21 protein-coding genes are annotated in these 21219 nt (G+C 63.6%); 9 read left to right on the top strand and 12 right to left on the bottom strand.

The features are described 5' to 3' along the window. Positions 1-84: 84 nt before the first annotated feature. The 4 genes from hpt to dacB form a co-directional block, all read right to left on the bottom strand. Entirely contained in the window at positions 85-648 is a 564-nt protein-coding gene (gene hpt / locus WBA38_RS01155; RefSeq protein ID WP_424297481.1) for a hypoxanthine phosphoribosyltransferase, read from the bottom strand. 74 nt (positions 649-722) lie between these two features. Beyond that, the gene (gene tilS / locus WBA38_RS01150; RefSeq protein WP_424321848.1) at positions 723-1688 is read right to left on the bottom strand and encodes a tRNA lysidine(34) synthetase TilS; all 966 of its coding nucleotides are present in this window, start codon (positions 1686-1688) and stop codon (positions 723-725) included. Then, positions 1667-2737: a zinc-dependent metalloprotease gene (locus tag WBA38_RS01145; protein WP_424297514.1), complete on the bottom strand. Its 1071-nt coding sequence runs from the start codon at positions 2735-2737 to the stop codon at positions 1667-1669. The genes tilS and WBA38_RS01145 overlap by 22 nt, the downstream gene beginning before the upstream one ends. 42 nt (positions 2738-2779) lie before the next feature. After that, a complete protein-coding gene (dacB, locus tag WBA38_RS01140) occupies positions 2780-4168 on the bottom strand; it encodes a D-alanyl-D-alanine carboxypeptidase/D-alanyl-D-alanine endopeptidase (RefSeq protein WP_424297484.1) in 1389 nt (462 codons plus the stop codon). A gap of 101 nt (positions 4169-4269) precedes the next feature. Between dacB and WBA38_RS01135 the strand changes: the two genes are divergently transcribed. From WBA38_RS01135 to WBA38_RS01120, 4 genes are all read left to right on the top strand, one after another. Continuing rightward, on the top strand, positions 4270-4749 hold the full coding sequence (locus WBA38_RS01135; protein WP_424297486.1) for an inorganic diphosphatase: 480 nt from the start codon (positions 4270-4272) through the stop codon (positions 4747-4749). 126 nt (positions 4750-4875) lie between these two features. Continuing rightward, positions 4876-5781 carry a VOC family protein gene (locus WBA38_RS01130; protein WP_424297488.1) on the top strand — a complete coding sequence of 302 codons (906 nt, stop codon included), beginning with the start codon at positions 4876-4878 and terminating at the stop codon, positions 5779-5781. A gap of 124 nt (positions 5782-5905) precedes the next feature. Then, complete coding sequence (locus tag WBA38_RS01125; RefSeq protein WP_424321847.1) at positions 5906-6616, top strand: hypothetical protein; 711 nt, start codon at positions 5906-5908, stop codon at positions 6614-6616. 22 nt (positions 6617-6638) lie between these two features. Next, positions 6639-7715 carry an isochorismate synthase gene (locus tag WBA38_RS01120; RefSeq protein ID WP_424321846.1) on the top strand — a complete coding sequence of 359 codons (1077 nt, stop codon included), beginning with the start codon at positions 6639-6641 and terminating at the stop codon, positions 7713-7715. A 6-nt stretch (positions 7716-7721) separates the two neighbouring features. Here WBA38_RS01120 and WBA38_RS01115 read toward each other — a convergent pair whose 3' ends face one another. The 3 genes from WBA38_RS01115 to WBA38_RS01105 are packed head-to-tail and all read right to left on the bottom strand — an operon-like array spanning position 7722 to position 9838. Beyond that, complete coding sequence (locus WBA38_RS01115; RefSeq protein ID WP_424297494.1) at positions 7722-8921, bottom strand: O-succinylhomoserine sulfhydrylase; 1200 nt, start codon at positions 8919-8921, stop codon at positions 7722-7724. A gap of 15 nt (positions 8922-8936) precedes the next feature. Further along, entirely contained in the window at positions 8937-9356 is a 420-nt protein-coding gene (locus WBA38_RS01110; protein ID WP_424297496.1) for a rhodanese-like domain-containing protein, read from the bottom strand. Continuing rightward, positions 9353-9838, bottom strand: coding sequence for a hypothetical protein (locus WBA38_RS01105; RefSeq protein ID WP_424297498.1), 486 nt, complete (start codon positions 9836-9838; stop codon positions 9353-9355). The genes WBA38_RS01110 and WBA38_RS01105 overlap by 4 nt, the downstream gene beginning before the upstream one ends. Positions 9839-10040: 202 nt before the next feature. Here WBA38_RS01105 and WBA38_RS01100 point away from each other — a divergent pair, with 202 nt between their 5' ends. Continuing rightward, positions 10041-11429, top strand: a complete 1389-nt coding sequence (locus WBA38_RS01100) for an FAD-dependent oxidoreductase (protein ID WP_424321845.1) — start codon at positions 10041-10043, stop codon at positions 11427-11429. Between the two features lie 94 nt (positions 11430-11523). Here WBA38_RS01100 and WBA38_RS01095 read toward each other — a convergent pair whose 3' ends face one another. Next, complete coding sequence (locus tag WBA38_RS01095) at positions 11524-11985, bottom strand: hypothetical protein (protein WP_424297500.1); 462 nt, start codon at positions 11983-11985, stop codon at positions 11524-11526. A 200-nt stretch (positions 11986-12185) separates the two neighbouring features. Here WBA38_RS01095 and WBA38_RS01090 point away from each other — a divergent pair, with 200 nt between their 5' ends. Together WBA38_RS01090 and WBA38_RS01085 are read left to right on the top strand one after the other, a co-directional pair. Continuing rightward, a complete protein-coding gene (locus tag WBA38_RS01090) occupies positions 12186-13175 on the top strand; it encodes a FecCD family ABC transporter permease (RefSeq protein WP_424321844.1) in 990 nt (329 codons plus the stop codon). After that, the gene (locus tag WBA38_RS01085) at positions 13172-14251 is read left to right on the top strand and encodes a FecCD family ABC transporter permease (protein ID WP_424321843.1); all 1080 of its coding nucleotides are present in this window, start codon (positions 13172-13174) and stop codon (positions 14249-14251) included. The genes WBA38_RS01090 and WBA38_RS01085 overlap by 4 nt, the downstream gene beginning before the upstream one ends. Before the next feature lie 6 nt (positions 14252-14257). Here the strand turns inward: WBA38_RS01085 and purT are convergent, their stop codons facing one another. The 3 genes from purT to WBA38_RS01070 are packed head-to-tail and all read right to left on the bottom strand — an operon-like array spanning position 14258 to position 18653. Beyond that, complete coding sequence (purT, locus tag WBA38_RS01080; RefSeq protein ID WP_424321842.1) at positions 14258-15799, bottom strand: formate-dependent phosphoribosylglycinamide formyltransferase; 1542 nt, start codon at positions 15797-15799, stop codon at positions 14258-14260. A gap of 10 nt (positions 15800-15809) precedes the next feature. Next, positions 15810-17360, bottom strand: coding sequence for an adenylate/guanylate cyclase domain-containing protein (locus tag WBA38_RS01075; RefSeq protein ID WP_424297508.1), 1551 nt, complete (start codon positions 17358-17360; stop codon positions 15810-15812). A 6-nt stretch (positions 17361-17366) separates the two neighbouring features. Continuing rightward, positions 17367-18653 carry an adenylosuccinate synthase gene (locus WBA38_RS01070; RefSeq protein ID WP_424321841.1) on the bottom strand — a complete coding sequence of 429 codons (1287 nt, stop codon included), beginning with the start codon at positions 18651-18653 and terminating at the stop codon, positions 17367-17369. A gap of 89 nt (positions 18654-18742) precedes the next feature. Between WBA38_RS01070 and WBA38_RS01065 the strand changes: the two genes are divergently transcribed. Next, positions 18743-19384 (top strand): hypothetical protein, encoded by a 642-nt coding sequence (locus WBA38_RS01065; protein ID WP_424293698.1) that lies wholly within the window; start codon positions 18743-18745, stop codon positions 19382-19384. After that, the gene (locus tag WBA38_RS01060; RefSeq protein ID WP_424293695.1) at positions 19381-20160 is read left to right on the top strand and encodes a site-2 protease family protein; all 780 of its coding nucleotides are present in this window, start codon (positions 19381-19383) and stop codon (positions 20158-20160) included. Before WBA38_RS01065 ends, WBA38_RS01060 begins: the two co-directional genes overlap by 4 nt. Positions 20161-20194: 34 nt before the next feature. On the opposite strand, the gene WBA38_RS01055 is transcribed toward WBA38_RS01060, so the two are convergent. Next, complete coding sequence (locus WBA38_RS01055; RefSeq protein WP_424293697.1) at positions 20195-21124, bottom strand: cation diffusion facilitator family transporter; 930 nt, start codon at positions 21122-21124, stop codon at positions 20195-20197. Between the last annotated feature and the right edge of the window lie 95 nt (positions 21125-21219).

The following is a 21219-nucleotide window of genomic DNA, read 5'->3' as shown; positions in this document are numbered from 1 at the left end:
TCGTCAACGCACCGGGTGCGCCCATTGTTCCTGTGACGGCAAGTCAGCAGGACGACCATTAAGGCAGAGACATTAGGACCAAGATTAGTGCGAATACACCGACGGGTGGAGCCGTCCAACGAACGACAGGTCGCGGTACCGCTCGGCGTAGTCGAGTCCGTAACCAACGACGAACTCGTTCGGAATGTCGAAGCCGACGTCGGCGACGTCCAACTGCGCGCGCACAGCATCGGGCTTGCGGAGCAGCGTCACCACCTCAAGCGAACGCGGCGAGCGCGTCGCGAGGTTCTTAATCAGCCACGACAGGGTGAGGCCGGAATCGATGATGTCTTCGACAATCAGGACGTCGCGGCCAGTGATGTCACGGTCGAGGTCTTTCAAAATCCGGACCACGCCCGACGATGAGGTGGACGAGCCGTAGCTCGAGACAGCCATGAACTCGAGTTGCGACGGGATCGGCAGCGCCCGAGCGAAGTCGGTCATGAACATGACGGCACCCTTGAGGACACCGATCAACACCAGATCCTCGGCGGCGTCCTTGTACCGTTCGCCGACGGCCTGAGCCATCTCTACTGTTCGCGCATAAATTTGCTCCTGAGTGATCAGGACTTCTTCGATGTCATCGCCATAACTGTCGTTGCGGTCCACCCATATAGCTTCGCACAAGACACTGACAGAACAATCACCAGTTACCGGCAGGCCACAGATCCGCGTGTGCCAGGTCACCGCTGGTCGCGGTACGCCCGAAGCTCATCGCCTTCTCGCGCCACCAGAAGTCGGGAATCGCTGTCGCCGCCGACAGCAACCGCTCCCTGCCCAGACCAATCGACAATGAGAGAATCTACGGCCGAGACGACACGAAAATTCGGTTCCGGAGCGCCGACCGAAAGCAGCCACGAGCGGACCACCCGCGTTCGTACAGCCGCCCAAACCCCGACGATCGGCGCGATATCCAGCACTCGCCCGTACGTACACTCTTCAAGAAGGTCCGCAGCGGGCATATCGAGCGCGTCGGCGTCGTCTTGCAGTTGCCTCGCCGTGCGCGCTAACGCCTCCGGCACCCCACCGCCGAGGACTTCGTCCAGCAGCGGCAGCACTTCGTTTCGGAGGCGCACGCGAGTAAAGCGGGGATCCTCGTTGTGCGGGTCGTCCCAGATCGGTAAGTCCCACCCCTGGCAGGCCGCGCGCGTCTGCGACCGTCGCAAACCCAGCAGTGGGCGCCCCCAGGGCGACGACCACTCGCGCATCCCCGCCAGCGAACGCGACCCCGAGCCACGGCCGAGGCCCAGCAGGACGGTCTCGGCTTGATCGTCGAGGGTGTGTCCGAGCAGTACCGGGCGTCCGTCGCGAACGTCGTTGAAAGCCGCGTACCGCGCTTGTCGTGCCGCCGCTTCCATGCCGCCGGGCCCGTCGACGTTGACCGCTTGTACCTGCGCTGTCGCTCCCAGATCGCGGGCGACGGCAGCCGCACGCTGGGCCACCGCACTCGATCCCGCCTGCAGCTGGTGATCGACCACCACGGCATGCACCGTTAACCCGGCGCGGACCGCGGCCGCGGTCAACGCGAGCGAATCCGCCCCGCCCGAGAGGCCAATGCATAGCGGGCTGTCCCGGCAATAGCGTTGAGCAAAGCCGCGGACCGCCCCGATCAGGGCCCGCTGGGCCGCTACAGAACCCGCTTGATCCACGCGTCCGGGTCGCCAATCTCCGCCATCAGCGGCATGGTCTCCGCCGACGTCCAAATGGTGTTGAATGCTTCCATCCCGACAGCATCGACGACGTGATCGACGAAGGCCTTGCCGCGGATGTACTGCGCCATCTTGGCGTCCATGCCGATGAGCGCGCGGATGATGCGCTGCAGGGGGTTCTTCGGTGCGGTGCGACGCTGATCAAACGCAGCGCGGATCGACGCCACGGACGGCACGTGCGCCGGGCCGACAGCGTCCATCACGTGGTCGGCGTGACCTTCCAGCAGTGTGCCGAGCACCAAGACTCGTTCAAAGGCCTCGAATTGTTCGGGCGACTGCAGCAGTTGCATCAGTCCGATTACACCCTTTTCGCGCGGCTTACCGCTGCGCAGACTCTCGGTGATGCGGCCCACCAGCTCCGACGCCGAGTCGTCGCCGTCGCCCGTCAACTGCCCGATATTGCTGCGCATATAGTCCGGCAGCCACGGGTTGGCCGAGAACTGCACGCGGTGGGTCACCTCATGCAGACAGACCCACAACCGGAAGTCGGAGGGGTCGGCGCGCAGTTGTCGTTCCACCGCGATGATGTTCGGTGCCACCAGCATCAAGACGCCGGGCTCCCCGGTCGCCGGGTCGGGGCTAAACGGATCGTATTGTCCGAGAATCGCGCTCGACATGAACGCCAGCAACCCGCCGGCCTGCACGCCAGCGAGCTTGCCGCTCAAGCCGTACGACGAGTTCGAGTCGTCGGCTGCGCCCAGCATGGCGGGCATCGAGCGCGTGGCGGCGTCGATCCAGCCGGAACGATCCAAGACCTGCGCGGTCGGGACGGCGAGACCGTCGGCCAGTCCCGTCACCTCGCGAACGGGTCCTTCGGCACGCACGGCCGCGTCGAGCAGTTCGTCGTTGGCCCGTTCGTAGGTGTAGCGGGTCACACGCGGCCCGGGCCGCGCGATGCGCTTACCGATCGACGCGGCGACACCCCAATCGATGTTTTCCACCGGTCCGGCATCGGCCAACTCGTCGGGTACTGGACTCTCGTTGGGCACTGAACTCTCGGTAACACTGTTCACGGTTTTCCTTCCGATCGATCAGGTGCGGCAACCGCAGTCGCGGAGCGTGCCAACCACCGCGTCAACGGCGGGCCGTGCATCGGCGGGCGAGGTGCCGCCAGAAATCATCGCGAACGCGAGAACGCGGCCGTCGACGGTCTGCACTATTCCGGTCAACGAACTGACACCCGTGAGTGTTCCGGTCTTGCCGCGAATCCAGCCGGCACCGTTGGTTTTGTCGGGGTCGAAACGGTCGGTCAAGGTGCCCGTCCCGTGGGCCACCGGGAGTGAATCGAGCAGCGACCGCAATGCGGGCTGACCGTTACCTGCGGCAGCCGACATCAGTTCGTCGAGCAGCGAAGCGGTGACGCGATCGGAGTATGAGAGACCCGAGGCGTCGACGAGTACCGTGCCCTCGACGTCGAACTTGTTCTTCTGCAAGGTCGCCAGGACGGCGTGCGCACCGCCCTCAATACTGGCCTCCCCGCCGGTCGCCACCGACAGTTCGATGGCGAGTTGCTCGGCGAGCACGTTGTCGCTGAAGCGCATCATGTCGCCAACCCGGACCGTGAGCGGTGCGGACTTGACGGTCGCGATGGTCGGCGCACCCGACGGTGCCGTGACTTCAGTGACCTGACTGTTCAAGCCGAGCTCATCGGCCAATGCACGTCCGGCGGCCAGGGCCGGATCGTCCGTTCGCGGCGAGTACTCGTCGAGCGGTTTGAGGCGGGCCCCGTCGACGGTGAGCGCACTCATCGGTGCGATATCTCCGCCTTCAATGTCGCGCTTGTCCCACGTCTTTTGCATGCCGGGACCGGTGAACAACGAGGTGTCGACGGCGACCGACGTGATCTGTTTACCTGATTTTTTGATCGCGGCCGCCAGGTCGGCAATCCGCGCGGGATCGGAGTAAAACGAGGGCTCACCCGCCGACGCCGTCGTCAAGGTCGGGTCGCCTGCCCCAACCAGAATCGCCTGCCCGTCCGCACCAAGCACCACCTTGGTGGTGATACGCGCATCGTGTGGCAACTCCAGCAGGACTGCGGACGCGGTCAAGATCTTCGCGTTCGATGCGGGCACTCGAGGCGTGTCGGCACCCTGCGACCACAGCACCTCGCCGGTGAGCGGATCAGACACCTGACCAGTGAATTCACCGAGCATCGGGTCTTTCAGCGCCTTTGCCATCGCCTTTTGCACACCGTTCGCGGTGGGCTCGGGCGCGGTCGATGGCACAGCCTTCACGGTGGGTGCGAAGGTCATCGCGGCCGGACGTGCAGGCGTTCCTGCGGGAACGGGATCTGCACGGTTCTCGAAGAGCCACCACCCGACTCCAGCGCCCGCAGCTAACACGGCAACGAGCAACACCACGAGGATCGCGCGTAACACTTTGCGCGGCCGACGGGCGGGCGAACTTGTCGGCTGAGCCACTTATCCTCCGGTCTGTGGTCGGTGATCGACCCTAGTAACAGTATCCTTGACAGCCGTTGAAGCAATTCTGGACAGTCTGAGCAGTAACCGTAGGAGGCAGCATGGAGTACGAAGTCACCATCGAAATTCTCAAGGGTGGTCGTAACAAGTACGAGATCGATCACGAGTCCGGCAAAATTTACCTGGACCGCTACCTCTACACCTCGATGGGTTACCCCGCCGACTACGGCTACATCGACCACACCCTCGGCGAAGACGGCGACCCGTTGGACGCCATGGTGCTCCTGCAGGAGTCGGTCGTCCCCGGTGTCATCGTGCGAGCTCGCGTCATCGGCATGTACACCATGACCGACGAGGCCGGCGGCGATGACAAGCTGCTCGCCGTCCCCGCTGGGGACCCGCGCTGGGACTCGATCCAGGACATCAGCGACGTCGACGAGTTCGAGCTCAAGGCGATCTCGCACTTCTTCGAGCACTACAAGGATCTCGAACCCGGGAAGTCCGTGAACCCCGGTGGCTGGGTCGGCAAAGAGCAGGCTGCCAAGGTGGCGCAGGAAGCTGTCGACCGCTACCAGGGCTAGTTTGTCCGCTTGACAACTTGTGCCGTACTTTGCATCCCAATTTGGGGTGGAAAGTACGGCATTTGGGGTTGTCCCCCGGGTTCGGAGTCGGCACGCTGGAAGTACCGTCCGAACAGGGAGTGACCTATGTCGACGCAGTCCATCGTCCCGAACCTGTGGTGCAACGCGAATGCTGAGCAAGTGGCGCAGTTCTACGCCGCAGCATTCCCTGACACGACGTGGCAAGTGCTCGGTCGGTATCCCACAGAGGGTCTCCCCGAGTTCCAGCAGCGGTTTGCTGGGCTACCCGTCGCCGTCGAGGTAGTAATCGGCGGCTATCGAATCGGGTTGATCAATGCCGACGACACCTTTGCTCCGAACCGAAGCATTTCGTTTCTCCTCAACTTCGACCCCGCCAGCTTTGCCAGCGAGGCTGCTGCCCGCGACCAACTCGACGCGATGTGGGGCATCCTGTGGGACGGCGGCTCCCCCATCGTTCCGCTCGATGAATATCCCCACAGCAAGCGGTACGGGTGGCTCCGCGATCAATTCGGGGTCACGTGGCACCTGATGCTGACCGACCCCGAAGGCCCACCGCGGCCCTTCATCACTCCACTGCTGCTGTTCTCCGGCGACGTCGGACATCGCGCACGCGCGGCAATAGCCAAGTACACGGCATTGTTTACCCCCAGCGCCGTCGGTACCGTCGCGTCGGCCGCGCAGAGCCCGGAAGCGGTGATGTACGCCGACTTCCAGTTGAACGGACAATGGTTCGCCGCCATGGACACCCCCGAACTCAGTTCCAGCGGTCCCGATCAAGAGTCCTTCAACTGCGGGGTCTCGCTGGAAGTCCAGTGCGCGGACCAAGCCGAGATCGATCGCATTTGGGACGGACTTACCGCCGTCCCCGAAGCCGAGATGTGCGGTTGGCTCGCCGACGAGTTCGGCGTCAGCTGGCAGGTGACGCCCGCAAACATGGGCGAACTGATGGCCCGACCGAACGCCTACCAGCACATGCTGGCAATGAAGAAGATCATCATCGCTGACCTGTAAAAGCCCTGACTGAAGCCTCCGCCGTCATTCACGAAAAGCATTTCGCACACCGCGACTGCCGGTACGCGACCTTCCGCCGTTAGGGTCTGTTCGAAGAGTCTTTTCGAGGAGGACGAACGCTCTAATGGTGCATCCGAATTTTCCGCCGAACCAGCCGGACCCGCAGCCCGGCTATCAGCACGGACCGGTCCCCCAGCAGCAGTTCGTCCAACAGCCGTTCCCTCAGCAGCCGTTCCCATATCAGCCGCCGCCGGTGCCGCCGAAGGCCTCCCGCGCGCCGCTGATAGTCGGGCTTATCGCGCTGGTCGCCATCGCGGCAGCCGCGGTAACCCTGCTGATTGTTGCACCGTGGAACAAGAAGGTTGCTGGACCTGCAGACCCCGTCGCGCAGACCTTTACCCTCGCCGACGGCATTTCGGTGGAAGTCACGGTCCCCGAGGAATGGGCGGCCACCGCTGAATCCGTCGACGAAACCACCGGCGTCATTATCCGCGCCGACGCTGACAACCGGCCTCTCACCCAAATCATCGAGTCACTCAGCACCTTCAAGGAATCCGGTATCGGCGAACCCGTGCATGTGATCGTTGTGGTGCCGACCAACTGCACGGAAAACGCACCGCACAGCAATACCTGGACTACCCGGGAAGAGAACAAATCGTCATCGGCACACACCGAGAAATGGTCCAAGGCCATCCTCCGGGTCGATGACCACAAGTGCATGGTGATGTCCGGCATCGACGCCGCAACAGACGAGTCCGTCGCCGGTTCCACCGCCCGCGACCTCATGCGGTCGTTGATCAACGATGACCTCATCACCGTCGGAAAGTCGATCTAGCGGACCCAGGTAATCTGATTTGGTGCCTGCCCGCCTGTCGTTCCAATTGTCGAACGCTGAACAATCCGTCCGCGGGTTCGGTGTTCGCAGCGTCTTCGGCTCGGTTCGCGAGGCGTCCGCCGCGCTTGCCTCCGGGACTGTCGGATTCGTTGGTGGTGCACTCGGTTTCAACACCGAAGGTGCCGCATCACTGACGGCCCCGGAAGAAGTCGAATTTTCCCCGACCGTCACCGCACGCGCTGCCGTTACGCCAGTTGTCGAACGGCTGACGGTAACCCCCGACGCCGTCCACCGGGACCTCGTCCGGCGGGCCATCGAAGCTATTGATGCGGGCCAAGTCGACAAAGTGGTGGTTGCTCGCAGTCTCGACGCGCAGCTCACGGTGCCGGTAGAGCCCGAGGCGATGATTGACCGCTTCGCCGCCACCGCCGGTGGCTCCACCGTGTTCGGTGCCGACCTGAGTGCCGCCCCCGGCTTTGCCGACCACTGGCTCATCGGTGCCAGCCCCGAACTACTTCTCCGCAAACGCGGTGCCACGGTCCAGTGCGTCCCCTACGCTGGCTCGGCCCCGCGATTCGATGCCGACGGAGCCGAGATTCCCGGTGCCGCCGACAGCCTCCAGCGGTCGGCAAAAGACCTGCGCGAGCACCGCTACGTTGTCGACTACCTGCGCGAACTCCTTGCACCCCTGTGCTCAAGTCTCGAGGTACCCGACCGTCCCGAAACCACCTCCACCAGGCATGTGTGGCATTTGGCAACACCGATCACCGGGCAGCTCGCCGACCCGTCGGTGACCGCTCTCGACTTGGCCGCACTCCTGTCGCCAACCCCGGCCGTCTGCGGAACCCCCACCGCCGCGGCCGCCGAGCTCATCACCGAGATTGAAGGTCGCCGGGATTTCTACGCGGGCGCCGTCGGCTGGTGCAATGCCGAAGGCGACGGCGAATGGGTCGTTTCCATCCGCTGCCTCGAACTCGATGCCTCTCGCACCAGCATTCGCGCGTGGGCGGGCGGCGGCATCGTCGCCGGATCGGACCCCGATGCTGAAGTCGCCGAAACCACCGTCAAATTTCAGACGGTGCTCGCCGCGCTCCGCTAGAAAAAACTAGCCGAGCGCACCGTCCAAGTCGCGCAGCAGGTCGTCGACATTCTCCAAGCCCACCGACAGGCGGAGCATGGAGTCAGTCAGACCGATCGCGGCACGACCCTCCGGACCTGTCGCCCGGTGCGTCGTAGTTGCCGGGTGCGTGATGAGGGTCTTGGCGTCACCGAGATTGTTCGAAATGTCGATGATCTGCAGGCGATTCAGCATTTCGAAGGCGCGTTCCTTGCCAGTCAGGCCGGGCTTTTCCGCCAACTCGAACGTAATGACCGTGCCGCCACCCGACATCTGCGACCGCGCCAACTCGTACTGCGGGTGCGACGGCAAGAACGGGTAGATCGCCTTCGCGACGCGCGGATCGGCATCCAAGTACTCGGCGACCTTGAGTGCCGACGCAACCGACTGGTCGAGCCGCAGTTTCATCGTCTCCAGGCCCTTGAGCATCACCCACGCGTTAAACGGGCTGAGCGCCGGGCCAGTATGCCGCATCAGGTCACGGACCGGACCGTCAATAAACTCCTGCGTGCCCATGACAGCGCCACCCATCACCCGGCCCTGGCCGTCGATGTGCTTGGTTCCCGAGTACACGATCACATCGGCACCGAGGTCCAACGGGCGCTGCAGAAGCGGCGTCGCAAATACGTTGTCGAGGACCACCTGCGCGCCAGCCGCATGGGCCATAGCCGAAACTTTTCGCACGTCAACCAGGGTCTGCATCGGGTTCGACGGAGTCTCAAAGAAAACCGCCGTGGTCGGCTTGGAGAGCGCCCGCTCCCACTGCTCGAGGTCGTCACCGTCGACGAATTCGGTCTCCACGCCCCACGACGGCAAGATTTCGTTACAAATCACGAAGCAGGATCCGAATAGACTGCGCGCGGCAACCAGTCGGTCGCCGCTCTTCAGCAGCGCGCCAAGCGCCACAAACACCGCGGCCATGCCGCTTGCCGTCGCGAAACACGCCTCGGTGCCTTCGATCTGGCGCAGTCGTTCCTGGAACATCGCGACCGTCGGATTGCCGTAACGGGTGTACACGAAACGCTTGTCTTCACCGGTAAATGCTCGCTCGGCCGCTTCGGCCGTCTCGTACACGTAACCGCTGTTCAGGTACAGCGCCTCGGAGGTTTCAAAAAAGCCCGAACGGAGGATTCCTCCGCGCACGGCAACAGTTTCCGGCGATACCCAGTCGGGTAGTTCATGGCTCATCTTCTTACTAACTCCTTATGACTGTCGCCACGGCAGCGACTCAGCACGCCAACCGGCGCCTCCGCGGTGACCCGCTGCGTCTGTTGCTCCTTCAAACCCGTCCAGAATGTTGTACGCCTGGGCGAATCCGGCCGACACCGCGGCCTCAGCTGCGCCCATCGAACGCTGCCCCGACCGGCATAGAAACAGCACCCGGTGGTCGGGCGTGATGCCCGCTTCGTGCAGTTGCTCCACAAACCGAGGGTTCAGGGCGCCATCCGGGTAGTCGATCCATTCGATGAACACGGCGCGCTTGCCGATCGACGTCAGGTCGGGGACGCCGACAAAACTCCACTCGGCTTGGGTACGACAGTCAACCAAGACCGTATCCGGGTCTTCCTCGAGCAGTTCCCACGCTTTCGTGCACGTCATGTCACCCCGATACGCTCCGGTCATCGGCTGCACACCTTCCAGTCGTCGCCGACCTTCACCAAGTTCAAGTCCGTCGTCTGCTTGTTGTTTTCGGTCTTCTCCCGGTTCCAGTACGACTTCACCGTCGAGGTGGTGCCAACAATCTCGACGTCCATCTTGGTGACGACAACCTTGCCTTCGGCGTCGTTGAGGGCGCGGTTCTCGTCTGCGAACGCCACCGACTTCGGGAAGTCCGGCGAGTCGATGTCGGCCTGGCAGAACGAGTTTCGGTACTGGTCGTAGTTCAGCGTGCCCATTGCGCTGTACATGTCGTTGACGCGGTGCTGCACCAGGGTGGAGTCGTTAAGTCGCTCGTCCGGCGGGTTCACGAGGGCGACGATCAACACGAAGGCGAGCAGCGCCAGCATCAGCGATCCCGCGAGGATCATCGGCAGGGCGGCCTTCCACGATCGTGGCTGGTCGTCATCGTCGCCGTATTCGTCGACTTCGGGCTGGTCTTGGCTCATGAGAACCGAGTCTATCGGCCCGCCCGCTGGTGGTTTCTGTGCGGCCATCCCGCCAGATAAGGGCACCCGCGGTGATTCGTCAAGAGTTAATTGCACAACGAATTCAACATAGGCATGCCTCACCCAAAAATTTTGGGACCGGCGCGGCAAGACATAACGTAGAGGACATCCGGAGTCCAATCATTTGAGGAAGCACCTGTACATGAGTGACAACAGCCGCCCGTTGCGGGTCGCGATCATCGGCGCCGGTCCCGCCGGCATTTACTGCGCGGACGCCCTGATGAAGTCCGACACCGCGGCCGCTCGTGGCGTGAGCATCGACCTGTACGAGCGCATGCCTGCGCCCTTCGGCCTGATCCGCTACGGCGTCGCACCCGACCATCCCCGCATCAAGGGCATCATCACCGCCCTGCACAAGGTGCTCGATAAGCCGCAGGTTCGCCTGCTCGGCAACATCGACTACGGCACCGACATCACACTGGCCGACCTGCGCAAGCATTACGACGCCATCGTCTTCTCGACCGGCGCTACCGACGACCGCGGGCTGAAGATCCCCGGCGTCGACCTCGAACGCAGCTACGGTGCCGCCGAGTTCGTCGCCTGGTACGACGGCCACCCGGACTTCTCCCGCGAATGGCCGCTCGAAGAGGAGAAGGTTGCCGTTATCGGTGTCGGCAACGTGGCCCTCGACGTCGCGCGCGTCCTTGCCAAGACCGGCGACGAACTACTGCCGACCGAAATCCCAGACAACGTCTACCAGGGATTGAAGGCCAACAAAGTGCTAGAGGTGCACGTCTTTGGTCGCCGCGGTCCGGCGCAGGCCAAGTTCACGCCACTGGAGTTGAAGGAACTCGACCACTCACCGAACATCGAGGTGATCGTCGCTCCCGAGGACATCGACTACGACGAAGGCTCCACCGTCGCTCGCCGGTCGAGCAAAATCACCGACCAGGTCGCGACGATCATCGAGAACTACGCGATCCGCGAGCCCAAGCAGGGGGCAATCCACAAGCTGTTCTTGCATTTCTTCGAGAACCCGACCGAAATCTTGGGCGAAGACGGCAAGGTCGTCGGCATGCGCACCGAGCGCACAGAACTCGACGGCACCGGCAACGTCCGCGGCACCGGCAAGTTCAACGACTGGGATGTCACGGCCGTCTACCGGGCCGTCGGCTACCTGTCGGACAACCTGCCGGAAATCCCGTTCGACGATCAGGCGGGCGTCATCCCCAACGAGGCCGGCCGAGTCTTTGACGACGGCGAACAGGTCACCGGGCTGTACACCACGGGCTGGATCAAGCGCGGCCCCGTCGGCCTGATCGGTCACACAAAGGGTGATGCCAGCGAGACCGTGCAGTGCATCGTCGACGACATGCTGGCCGACAAGCTCAATGTTGCTGAAGATCCCTCGGAAGAGGCGGTCGTCGCGATGCTGGAGTCGCGGAAGATCCCGTTCACCACGTGGGACGGCTGGTACCGCCTCGATGAGCATGAGCGCAAGCTGGGCGAAGCTCAGGGCCGTGACCGGGTGAAGGTGGTTGAGCGTCACGAGATGCTCGCCGCTTCCGAGCCCGACAAAGCTAACGGCTAACAAGAGGGGCGTAAAGGCTAACGAAAGAGGGAGGGCAACCGAATCGGTTGCCCTCCCTCTTTGCTGTGCCGCGCCACTATTGGCGCGGGCTAGCTCACTTCTTGGGAGCGTTGCGTGCGTTCTGCCAGAATCCGAAGTTGTTCGTCGGGTTCTCGATCTGCTGTCCGATCGTGTAGCCCGAGATGGAGGCTGGCCAGCAGCCCTTCCACTTGGTATCGACAGTGATAGCCGTCTGCCCGGCCTTCAGTTCGCCGGTCTTGGTCTTCAGCGTCTTGTTGGCGGGGACCCACTTGTTAGCGCCGCCAATCTCGCTGACGGTGACACCGGTCATAGTGGAGCTGCCGATGTTCCGGACGCCCATCCAGCGGTGCATCTGCCAGACCGGACCGTCGTTCCAGTTGGGGCCCCAGAGCTTGAAGGTGCAGTTGACGCCACCGATGAGCTGGAGATCGCCGGGGCCAGCTGCGTGCGCCTGCGGCGCGGCAACCAGGGTGCCCGCACCAACGGCGCCAGCTACTGCGACAGCCGCAGCTGCTCGGGTCAAGGACTTCTTCATGTCTAGCCTTTCGTGCCGTTCGTCAGGAGGTCGGAGCGACCAGCCCAACCCTTAACCGTTTATCGAGCCGACCGTGCCAATTCGTTACCGATTCGGCAATCAGATTTTGGCTCGAAATACCTCAGGTCTGTCGTATTTTGGCACATTACTGATCCACCCGATCGAAACCCCGGGCGTCTACTTAGGTAAGGTAACCCTTTGTGAAAAAGGGAATCGGCGCATTCATCCTCGTGGCCGCAATCGCCGTCGCCTTTGTCGCATCCATCGCCATCGGTACCCGCAACGTTGCGCCGTCGGACATCTGGAACGCTCTTATCGACCCCGCCAGCGCGACCGCTGGTGGCCTGGACGTCCTAGTCCACAGTCGCCTCATCCGATCGGCACTTGCCGTAATCGTCGGGCTCGCCATCGGCGCGGCCGGTGCCCTCACTCAGGGCCACACCCGCAATCCACTCGCCGACCCCGGACTCCTCGGAATCAATGCCGGGGCCGCCTGCGCTGTCGTCACCGGCGTCTTTGTCTTCGGTACCTCGGGGCAACTCACCACCACCTGGCTCGCACTGCTCGGCGCATCTATCGCGGCTGCCACCGTCTTCGGCATCTCCGCTATCACCGGCGCATCACCGTTGACGCTGATCCTCGCCGGGGCGGGAATCAGCGCATGCTTAGCCGCGGTGTCGTCGGCCCTCGTTCTCATGGACGGCGCCTCCCTCGACACCTGGCGTTTTTGGAACGTTGGCGCCGTCGCAGGTCGCGGTGCCGACGTCCTCTGGACCACCCTCCCATTTGTGGTGGTCGGGTTGATCCTGGCGTTCGCAAGCGGGTGGTTCCTCAATCTGCTGAGCCTCGGCGATGACATTGCGGCCGCGCTAGGCGGACGGGTCGGCCTCATTCGGGCGAGCGGAATCCTCGGGATCACTGTCCTGGCCGGCGCAGCCACCGCAGCGTGTGGGCCAATTGTCTTCCTCGGGCTGGTGGTGCCCCACATTGCGCGGGCGTTCACCGGACCCGACTACCGCTGGATCATCCCCTACTCGGCGCTGGCCGGGGCCCTGCTAATCCTCGTCTGCGACATTGTCGGTCGCGTTATCGCACGCCCGGGCGAAGCACAGGTCAGCGTGGTGCTCGCGCTCATCGGCGGTCCCATCCTCATGCTTATGGTTCGACGAAAGAGGCTGTCCGCCGTATGACCACCGACCTCAAACCCGATTTCCGAACCGGAACGCGCATCGTCCGCATCGGCGAAGCCAGCTGGTCGCTCAAGCTCGGTCTATTGCGCTGGTCGATCGCTGGCCTCGTTGCCACCGGCGTGCTGTTCCTCATCGGACTGTCGGTCGGATTCACCACGCCGGTCCACGTCGCCCGCATCATTCTCGGTGGAGGCACGACGGCCGAGAACATCGTGATCTTCGACGACGTGCTGCCCCGCGTTCTCGTCGGCTCGCTCGCCGGATTCTCCTTGGCATTAGCGGGCTGCCTCACCCAGATCGTCACCCGAAACCCCCTCGCCACCCCTGACATGCTCGGCATCACGTCCGGAGCCAGCGCCGGAGCGGTCCTCGCGTTAACCTCCGGTTCGACGGGCTTTGGGGCATTTTTCACAGCGCTCGGCGTCCCGACGTCGGCGCTAATCGGCGGACTCTTTGCCGCCCTGCTGATGTACGCGCTCGCCTGGACCAAAGGTCAAGTCATCACAAGCACGCTGCGCCTGATCCTGATCGGGGTCGGCTTGACGTGGATGATGCAGGCCGTCGTCGGCTACGTCATGACGCGCGCGGACGTGCACGACTCCGGGACCGCGCAAAAGTGGCTCGTCGGCTCACTGGCGTCACTGGGGTGGAGTTCGGTGATCACCGTCGGCGTCGCCGCCGTGATCGGGATTGGGTGGAGCATGGCAAATACCCGATCACTCGCGGTCAGCAGCCTCGGACCCGATATCGCGCAAGGCCTCGGGGTCCGCCTGGGAGTGGTCACCTATGGCACGCTGATCGCAGCCGTCGTGGTGGCCTCACTGGCCGTATCTGTTGCCGGTCCCATCGCCTTTGTGGGGTTGGTCGCCCCACAAATCGCACTCCGGCTGGCCCACACCGCGCAGCCCACGCCGATGTTCTCCGGACTCGTTGGAGCAGCCATGGTCCTGACCGCTGACATCGTCTGCCGCACCATTGCCCCGGCAGGCCTGCCGGTCGGCGTCATTACCGCCGCGGTTGGCGGACCGTTCCTGGTGCTCTTGATTATCCAGTCGGCCCGCCGATCCCCCGTTTAGGCGGCTTTAGCGCGGCCCCGGCGGAAACTGTCCCGGTCGGGGCGGCGGCGGCCCTGCCGGTCGCTGCCCACCGGGCCCAACCGGTCCGCGTGGCCCCGGCTGCACCATCGGTCCGGGTCGCTGGGGCGGCCCGGGCGGCATCGGCGGCCGAGGCATCGGCGGGCCCGACGGCCGGCCAGGTGCCTGCAATAGTTCGGTTGCGGCTTCATCGGCGGGCGAGGTTGGCTGCAGAATCGGCGCCATGATCGTCGGCGACACCGGCTGTGGCGCTTCGGCATCGGCGGTATCCGGACCCGTTGCCGCGGCGTCTGAGGCGAGCAACGGCTTCACCAAACCGGCGGCCCGCACGGCCTTCTCGCGTGCGGCAGCAGTGTTGGGTGCGGTCGCAACCGCCACCCCGACCCGGCGTCGAGCAAAGCTCTCCGGCTTACCGAACAGGCGCAGGTCCACATCGGGGTCCGCGAGCGCCTCCGCGACACCGGCAAACCTAATGGCGACGTCGTCGTGCTGTCCGTAGATTACGGCGGACGCGGCGGGGCTGCGCATCAACGTACTGACGGGCAAGCCGAGGACTGCCCGGGCATGCAGTTCAAACTCCGACAGTCGTTGGGAGGCCATCGTCACCAAACCGGTGTCGTGCGGACGCGGGCTGACTTCTGAAAAGTACACTTCATCGCCCTTGATGAAGAGCTCGACGCCGAACACGCCGCGGCCGCTGAACTCGCCCGCCTTACTGTCGGGGTTACCCATGGCGGTGACAATGCGGGCCGCGATCGACCGCGCGACGCCGTAGGCGGCCTGACTCATCCGCTGGGGCTGCCAGCTTTCGACATAGTCCCCGTCTACCTGGCGGTGCCCGATGGGGTCGCAGAAGTAGGTCGTGAGTTTCCCGGTCGCCGGGTCGATGGCGCGGACAGTCAGCAGGGTGATTTCGTAGTCGAACTCGACAAACCCTTCGACGATCACGCGATCGTTGTTGACCCGGGCACCCGTGCGCGCAGTTTCCCACGCAGCATCAACGTCGGCGGGTCCGCGCAACGTGGATTGCCCTTTGCCCGACGACGACATGACGGGCTTCACCACGCAGGGGAAACCGATGCTGCCGACGGCACGCCGCATCTCATCGAGCGATCCGGCAAACAGATACGGGGAGGTCGGAAGGCCGAGCTCTTCGTCCGCGAGACGCCGGATGCGTTCCCGATTCAACGTCGCCGACACTGCCTTGGCACTCGGAATCACTTCCGAGAGCCCTTCAGCCTCAACGGCTTCCAGCGCATCCGTGGCAATTGCCTCAATCTCGGGAAGCACATAGTTCGGCTGGTATTTGGCAATAACGTCGCGAACCTGGGCAGCGTCGGTCATGTCGATCACCTCGGCGTGATGGGCCACCTGATGCGCCGGAGCGTTCGCATATCGATCGACGGCGATCACTTCCACACCGAATCGCTGCAAAGCGATCGTGACTTCTTTACCGAGTTCTCCGGATCCGAGGAGCAATACCTTCACCGCGGTCGGACTCAGCGGAGTCCCGATCACATTCGACACCATGTGCCAGATCCTACCTATCGTGCGGAGTGTAAATCTCCGTCCGCTCACTGCGACCACGCAGCGTCACCGACGTGCGCCGCTCCCACCGCTCCCGCTCATCGGCGTTAGCAGCAACGATCGTGCGGGCCGACGCGAAGGGCAGGTCCGGGGCCTCTTTGGCGACCTCCGACAACCGCGCACTTTCGTTCACCGGGTCACCGATGACCGTGTACTCGAAACGTTGGATGGCGCCGACGTTGCCTGCGACCACATTGCCGTAGCTGACACCGATCCCGGCTTGTAACTCTGGCACCTCGGCGGCCAGCCGGCCGGCAACCTGCCGCGAGGCCAACAGTGCCGCACCTGCCGGGTCACCGATCTGCAAAGGTGCGCCGAAAATCGCGAGGACGGCGTCGCCCTCGAACTTGTTGACCAGTCCCCCGTTGGCTTCGACAACTTCGACAATCACCTGGAAAAAGCGATTGAGCACGTCGACGACTTCCGTCGGGGTGCGTTCGGTGGCCAGGCGAGTGGACCCGATGACGTCGACGAAGATCACGGCTACCGTGAGCTCCGCGCCGCCGAGCTCCGGATCTTGGCGGAGTGCGGCGGCAGCGACGTCACGGCCCACGTGGCGACCAAAGATGTCGCGGGTCCGCTCCTGCTCCCGGAGCCCGGCAACCATCGTGTTAAACCCGTACTGGAGTTCCCCGAGTTCGGAGGCGTCGTAAACGACGAGGTCGGCGTCTTTGCTGACATCACCCGCGCGAACCCTCGCCATGCCGGCCTGCACATTGCGGATCGGGCCGGTCACCTCCCAGGCGAACAGCAGCATGGCGAGCAGGCCGATTGCCCCGGCGACAAAAACCAACACGGTGACCGACACGAAGAGACCGGTCCTCGTTACTCGATCGCCGACGGCCGACAAGAGCGTCACGATAAAGATGCCAGCCAACGGCACGCCGGTGCCGACAATCCAGGCGCTCAATGCCCGCGAACGCACCGAACTGCCCCGTACCCGAAAGCCAGCTTCCATGATTTTCGCGTACACCGGGCGCAACAGCACGTCGATAAAGATGTTGACGATCGCAATCACGACCACCCCGCTCATCAGGACGATGAGCACCACTTTCAAGATCAGGTCGGGATCGATGATCCCGTACCAAATCCCCAATAGCAGAGCGCAGCCCGCCCACAGGAGGCCTTGCAGCCCGGTGAGAAAGCGACGCGCCCTTACCGTGCGTCGAACGTCCTGTCGTGTGGGCTCCCGATCCTCGATCGCCCATTTCAGGGAGCGAACCGTCGCTACGGTCCCGATGAACGCCCCGACAGCGAGTCCCACCACGATGTAGATCGGGAGGGCCACAAAGTTGACCCACGCCAGATCTCTGCGCAAGAACGACGGATCCGGGATCCCGACCGTGGCCAGCACGATGGCGATACCGATGCCGATGACCTGGGCGATAACAATCGTCGAGGTCAGCAGCGACTGGATCCGGACCCGCTGCCGATGCGGGTCTTCATCGACCCCACCAAGCAGAATCGAACCGTAATCGCGCCGGAAGTTGGGACGCCGGGGCATTACCAGCTACACGATTTCGTGGCGAACAATCGTCTCGTCGCGGCCGGGGCCAACGCCGATGCACGACACCCGAGCACCCGAAAGTTCCTCGATCCGGTGCACATAGTTCTGCGCGTTGGTCGGCAATTCCTCGAAAGTGCGGCACCCGGAAATGTCTTCCGACCAGCCGGGCATCATCTCGTAGATTGGCTTCGCGTGGTGGATGCCGGTCTGCGTCATCGGCCAATCCTCGACACGTTCGCCGTCCACGTCGTACGCCACACAGATCGGCACTTCGTCCAGGCTCGACAGCACGTCGAGTTTGGTGAGGAAGTAATCGGTGATGCCATTGACGCGGGTTGCGTAGCGGGCGATAACGGCGTCGAACCAGCCGGTGCGGCGGGCACGACCGGTGGTCACGCCAACTTCACCGCCCGTCTTCGCGAGGTACTCGCCGGAATCGTCGAAGAGTTCCGTCGGGAACGGTCCTTCGCCGACACGCGTGGTGTACGCCTTCAGAATGCCGAGGACAGTGGTGATCCGCGTGGGTCCGATACCGGCACCGACGGCCGCGCCACCCGCGGTCGGATTCGACGACGTCACATACGGGTAGGTGCCGTGGTCGACGTCGAGCAGGGTGCCCTGCGAGCCTTCGAGGAGGACGGTGTCGCCGCGCTCGAGTGCCTCATTAAGCAGTCGTTGAGTATCGGCGATGCGGTGCTTGAACCCTTCTGCCAGCTCAAGAGTCTCGTCAACAACCTGCTGCGGGTCCAGCCCCTTGCGGTTGTAGATCTTGGTGAGGATCTGATTCTTGAACTCCAGGGCCGCTTCGACCTTCTGGGTGAGGATCTTCTCATCCAGTACGTCGGCGACACGAACGCCCACGCGGGCGATCTTGTCCTGGTAGCAAGGACCAATCCCGCGACCCGTGGTGCCGATCTTGCTGTTGCCCAGGAACCGTTCGGTGACCTTGTCGATCGCCACGTGGTACGGCATCAGCAGATGCGCGTCGGCGGACAACATGAGCGCCGAAGTGTCGACGCCGCGGTCCTCGAGCCCCTTGAGTTCGCTCAAGAGAACACTCGGGTCGACGACGACGCCGTTGCCGATCACGTTGTTCACACCCGGCGTCAAAATCCCCGATGGGATCAGATGCAGGGCAAACTGCTCGCCGTTCGGCAGCACAACGGTGTGACCCGCATTGTTACCACCCTGGTAGCGAACCACCCACTGCAGACTTCCGCCGAGCAGATCGGTTGCTTTACCTTTGCCTTCGTCGCCCCACTGGGCGCCGATGAGCACAATCGCAGACATATAGGTGCTCCTCCTAACATGCCTACCCTACTGGGTAAGTCCCGAATTGTTGGTCACGAGCCGCGTATACGCTTGTCGGGGTGACCCCCATTGTGTTGACCGTCAGCCCCGGCGACGAGGTTCCGTCGTCGCTGACGCGCCGATTGTCGGACCTCCTGGACGATGCTGCGTCCACCGGTTCCGACACCATTCGTGTCATTGTCGAGCCGGGCCGCGATTCAGAAATGGCACCCGATGCGTTCCTGTCGCGAGTGGTTGCGTCGTTGATGAAATTAGAGCGACTCGACGTCGAAGTTGCCTATGTGACGTGGCGGGCCACGCCGGCGACCATCAACTACGGTCTGCCGATCGGTCCCATTGCGCGCAAGCTCGCGGAGACCGGCGTCGCGCAAACCCTTCCGCTCATCCGCGACGATGCCGCCACCGTGCTCGTTGGTTACGCCCGTCACCTCGGCCAGGGCGGAGAAAAGTTGCACTGCGAGACCATCGCCGATTCAGAGCGGATCGCCGATGGGCGTGTCGCTGCCATCGAGATCCAGCCCCTGCTGGTGCAACCCGGAGTCCGCGGCCGCGTCGCGCGCTTTTTACCCGGCGGCTGGAAATCCGGTCGCGCCGTCCAGACCGGCGGGTTGAATCTGGTGGTCGAGCGCGAAGGCGAACTGACCGATCGGGTGGTGAAGCGGTCGACGTTCTACCGCCACCACGAGGATTGGCGGCTGGTGCGACCATGACGACCCCCACCACGGCAGCCCTGAAGTCGGTCCGTCCGGGCCCGGTGTTCCTCGGCCTCTGCGCAGCTTTCGGGTTGGGTATTTACCTGCTGTTGCAGTCGGGTACCGAACGCAACTGGCAGGGTCATCTGGGTGCGTTCCTGTTCGTGTTGAGCGGTTGGGTGATTTCCCTGGCGCTGCACGAGTTCGCGCACGCATTCACGGCTTTCCGGTACGGCGATCGGTCGGTGGAGGTGCGCGGATATTTGACGCTGAATCCGCTCAAGTACACCCATGCCGGACTGTCGATTGCGCTGCCACTGCTGATTGTCGCCCTGGGCGGGATCGGATTCCCGGGCGGCGCCGTCTACCTACATACAGCGGGGTTCACAAACGCCCAGCGCACCAAGGTGTCGCTGGCTGGCCCGGCCACCAACTTCACGTTGGGTTTGGTATTGCTGGCGGCGTTGGCAGTCAATGATCCGACGATGCAGTCGGGCAACCTGTGGGCGGCGACCGCCGCATTGGCGTTCTTGCAACTGTCGGCAACGCTGTTGAATATCTTGCCGGTACCGGGCTTCGACGGCTACGGCGCGATTGAACCGTACTTGTCGCCCGAGGTGCGGATGTCCGCGCAGAAGATTGCCCCGTTCGGCATTTTGCTGGTGTTCGTCCTACTGTTCATCCCATTCTTGAACCGCGCCTTCTTCGGCCTGGTTTATGACGTCTTCGACCTCTTCGGCATCAATCCCGGCTTTGCCCAATACGGCATGGGCCTGTTCGCCTTCTGGCTGTAGGCCGCCGGTCGAACTTGGCCGCGAATACCTCGAGCTACCAGGACATCTCTTTTTCGCAAGCAGCCTCGCCGCCCGCTGGATCCACTTGGATCGTGACGTGTTTCAAGCCGTGGGCGGCGAAAACGTTCTGCGCCGCCGCCAGGACCACCGCCCCGTCGCTGACCGCCGCAACGTGCACGGCGGCAATGTCCATCCCGGTCGTCAGCGACCAAATGTGAAGGTCGTGCACGTCGACGACGCCGGGGATGGCAGACAGTTCGGTTCGGATGAGGTCGACGTCGACATTCGCGGGTGCCTGCTGGTTCAGGATTTTGAGCGCGGCGATCGCCAACTTCAGCGCACGCGGCACCACCCACAGGGAGATCGCGACGGCGACGATGAGGTCGGCGTAGCCCCAACCGGTGGTGAGCGTGATGATGCCTGCGATCAGGACGCCCACGCTGCCGACCGCGTCGGCCAACACTTCCAGGTAGGCACCGCGGACGGCGAGGGAGCCTTCAGCGTCGGCCCGCAGCAGGTACATGACGACGATGTTGGCGATCAGCCCGAGGATTGCCACGACGATCATCGGCATGCCGGGGACGTCGGGGTCGGTGCCGAGACGCGAGATCGCCTCGTACAGGACGTAGGCACCAATGCCGAGGAGCAGAGCCGCGTTGACGACGGCGGTGAACACTTCCGCGCGGTACCAGCCGAAACTGCGGCCGTCGGTGACGCGCCCGTGGCGTGCGAGGAGCAGCGCCGCGAGTCCCATGGTGAGGGCGACGAGGTCGGTCGCCATGTGGCCAGCGTCGGCCACCAGCGCGAGCGACCCGGAGATCAACCCGGTAACCAGTTCGACGATGAAGAACACGCCGATGATGCCCAACGAGACTGCCAGCGGCCAGATTCGACGATGCCCCGCGTTCGGGCCAGCCAGGTCTGCCGCCGTGGGGCCATGACTATGCCCATGCTCAGTGCCCATAACCTCAATATATGCACCAATACGCATATATTGCAAGGCCTCGAATCACCGCCCCCAATCCGTTCTCGCATGATGCGTCGATTCCCGCACTATGT

Source organism: Gordonia sp. (in: high G+C Gram-positive bacteria) (assembly GCF_049647785.1).
Lineage (GTDB): Bacteria > Actinomycetota > Actinomycetes > Mycobacteriales > Mycobacteriaceae > Gordonia.
Note: the sequence above shows the minus strand (reverse complement) of the source record. Positions and strands in the feature narration are given on the sequence as shown.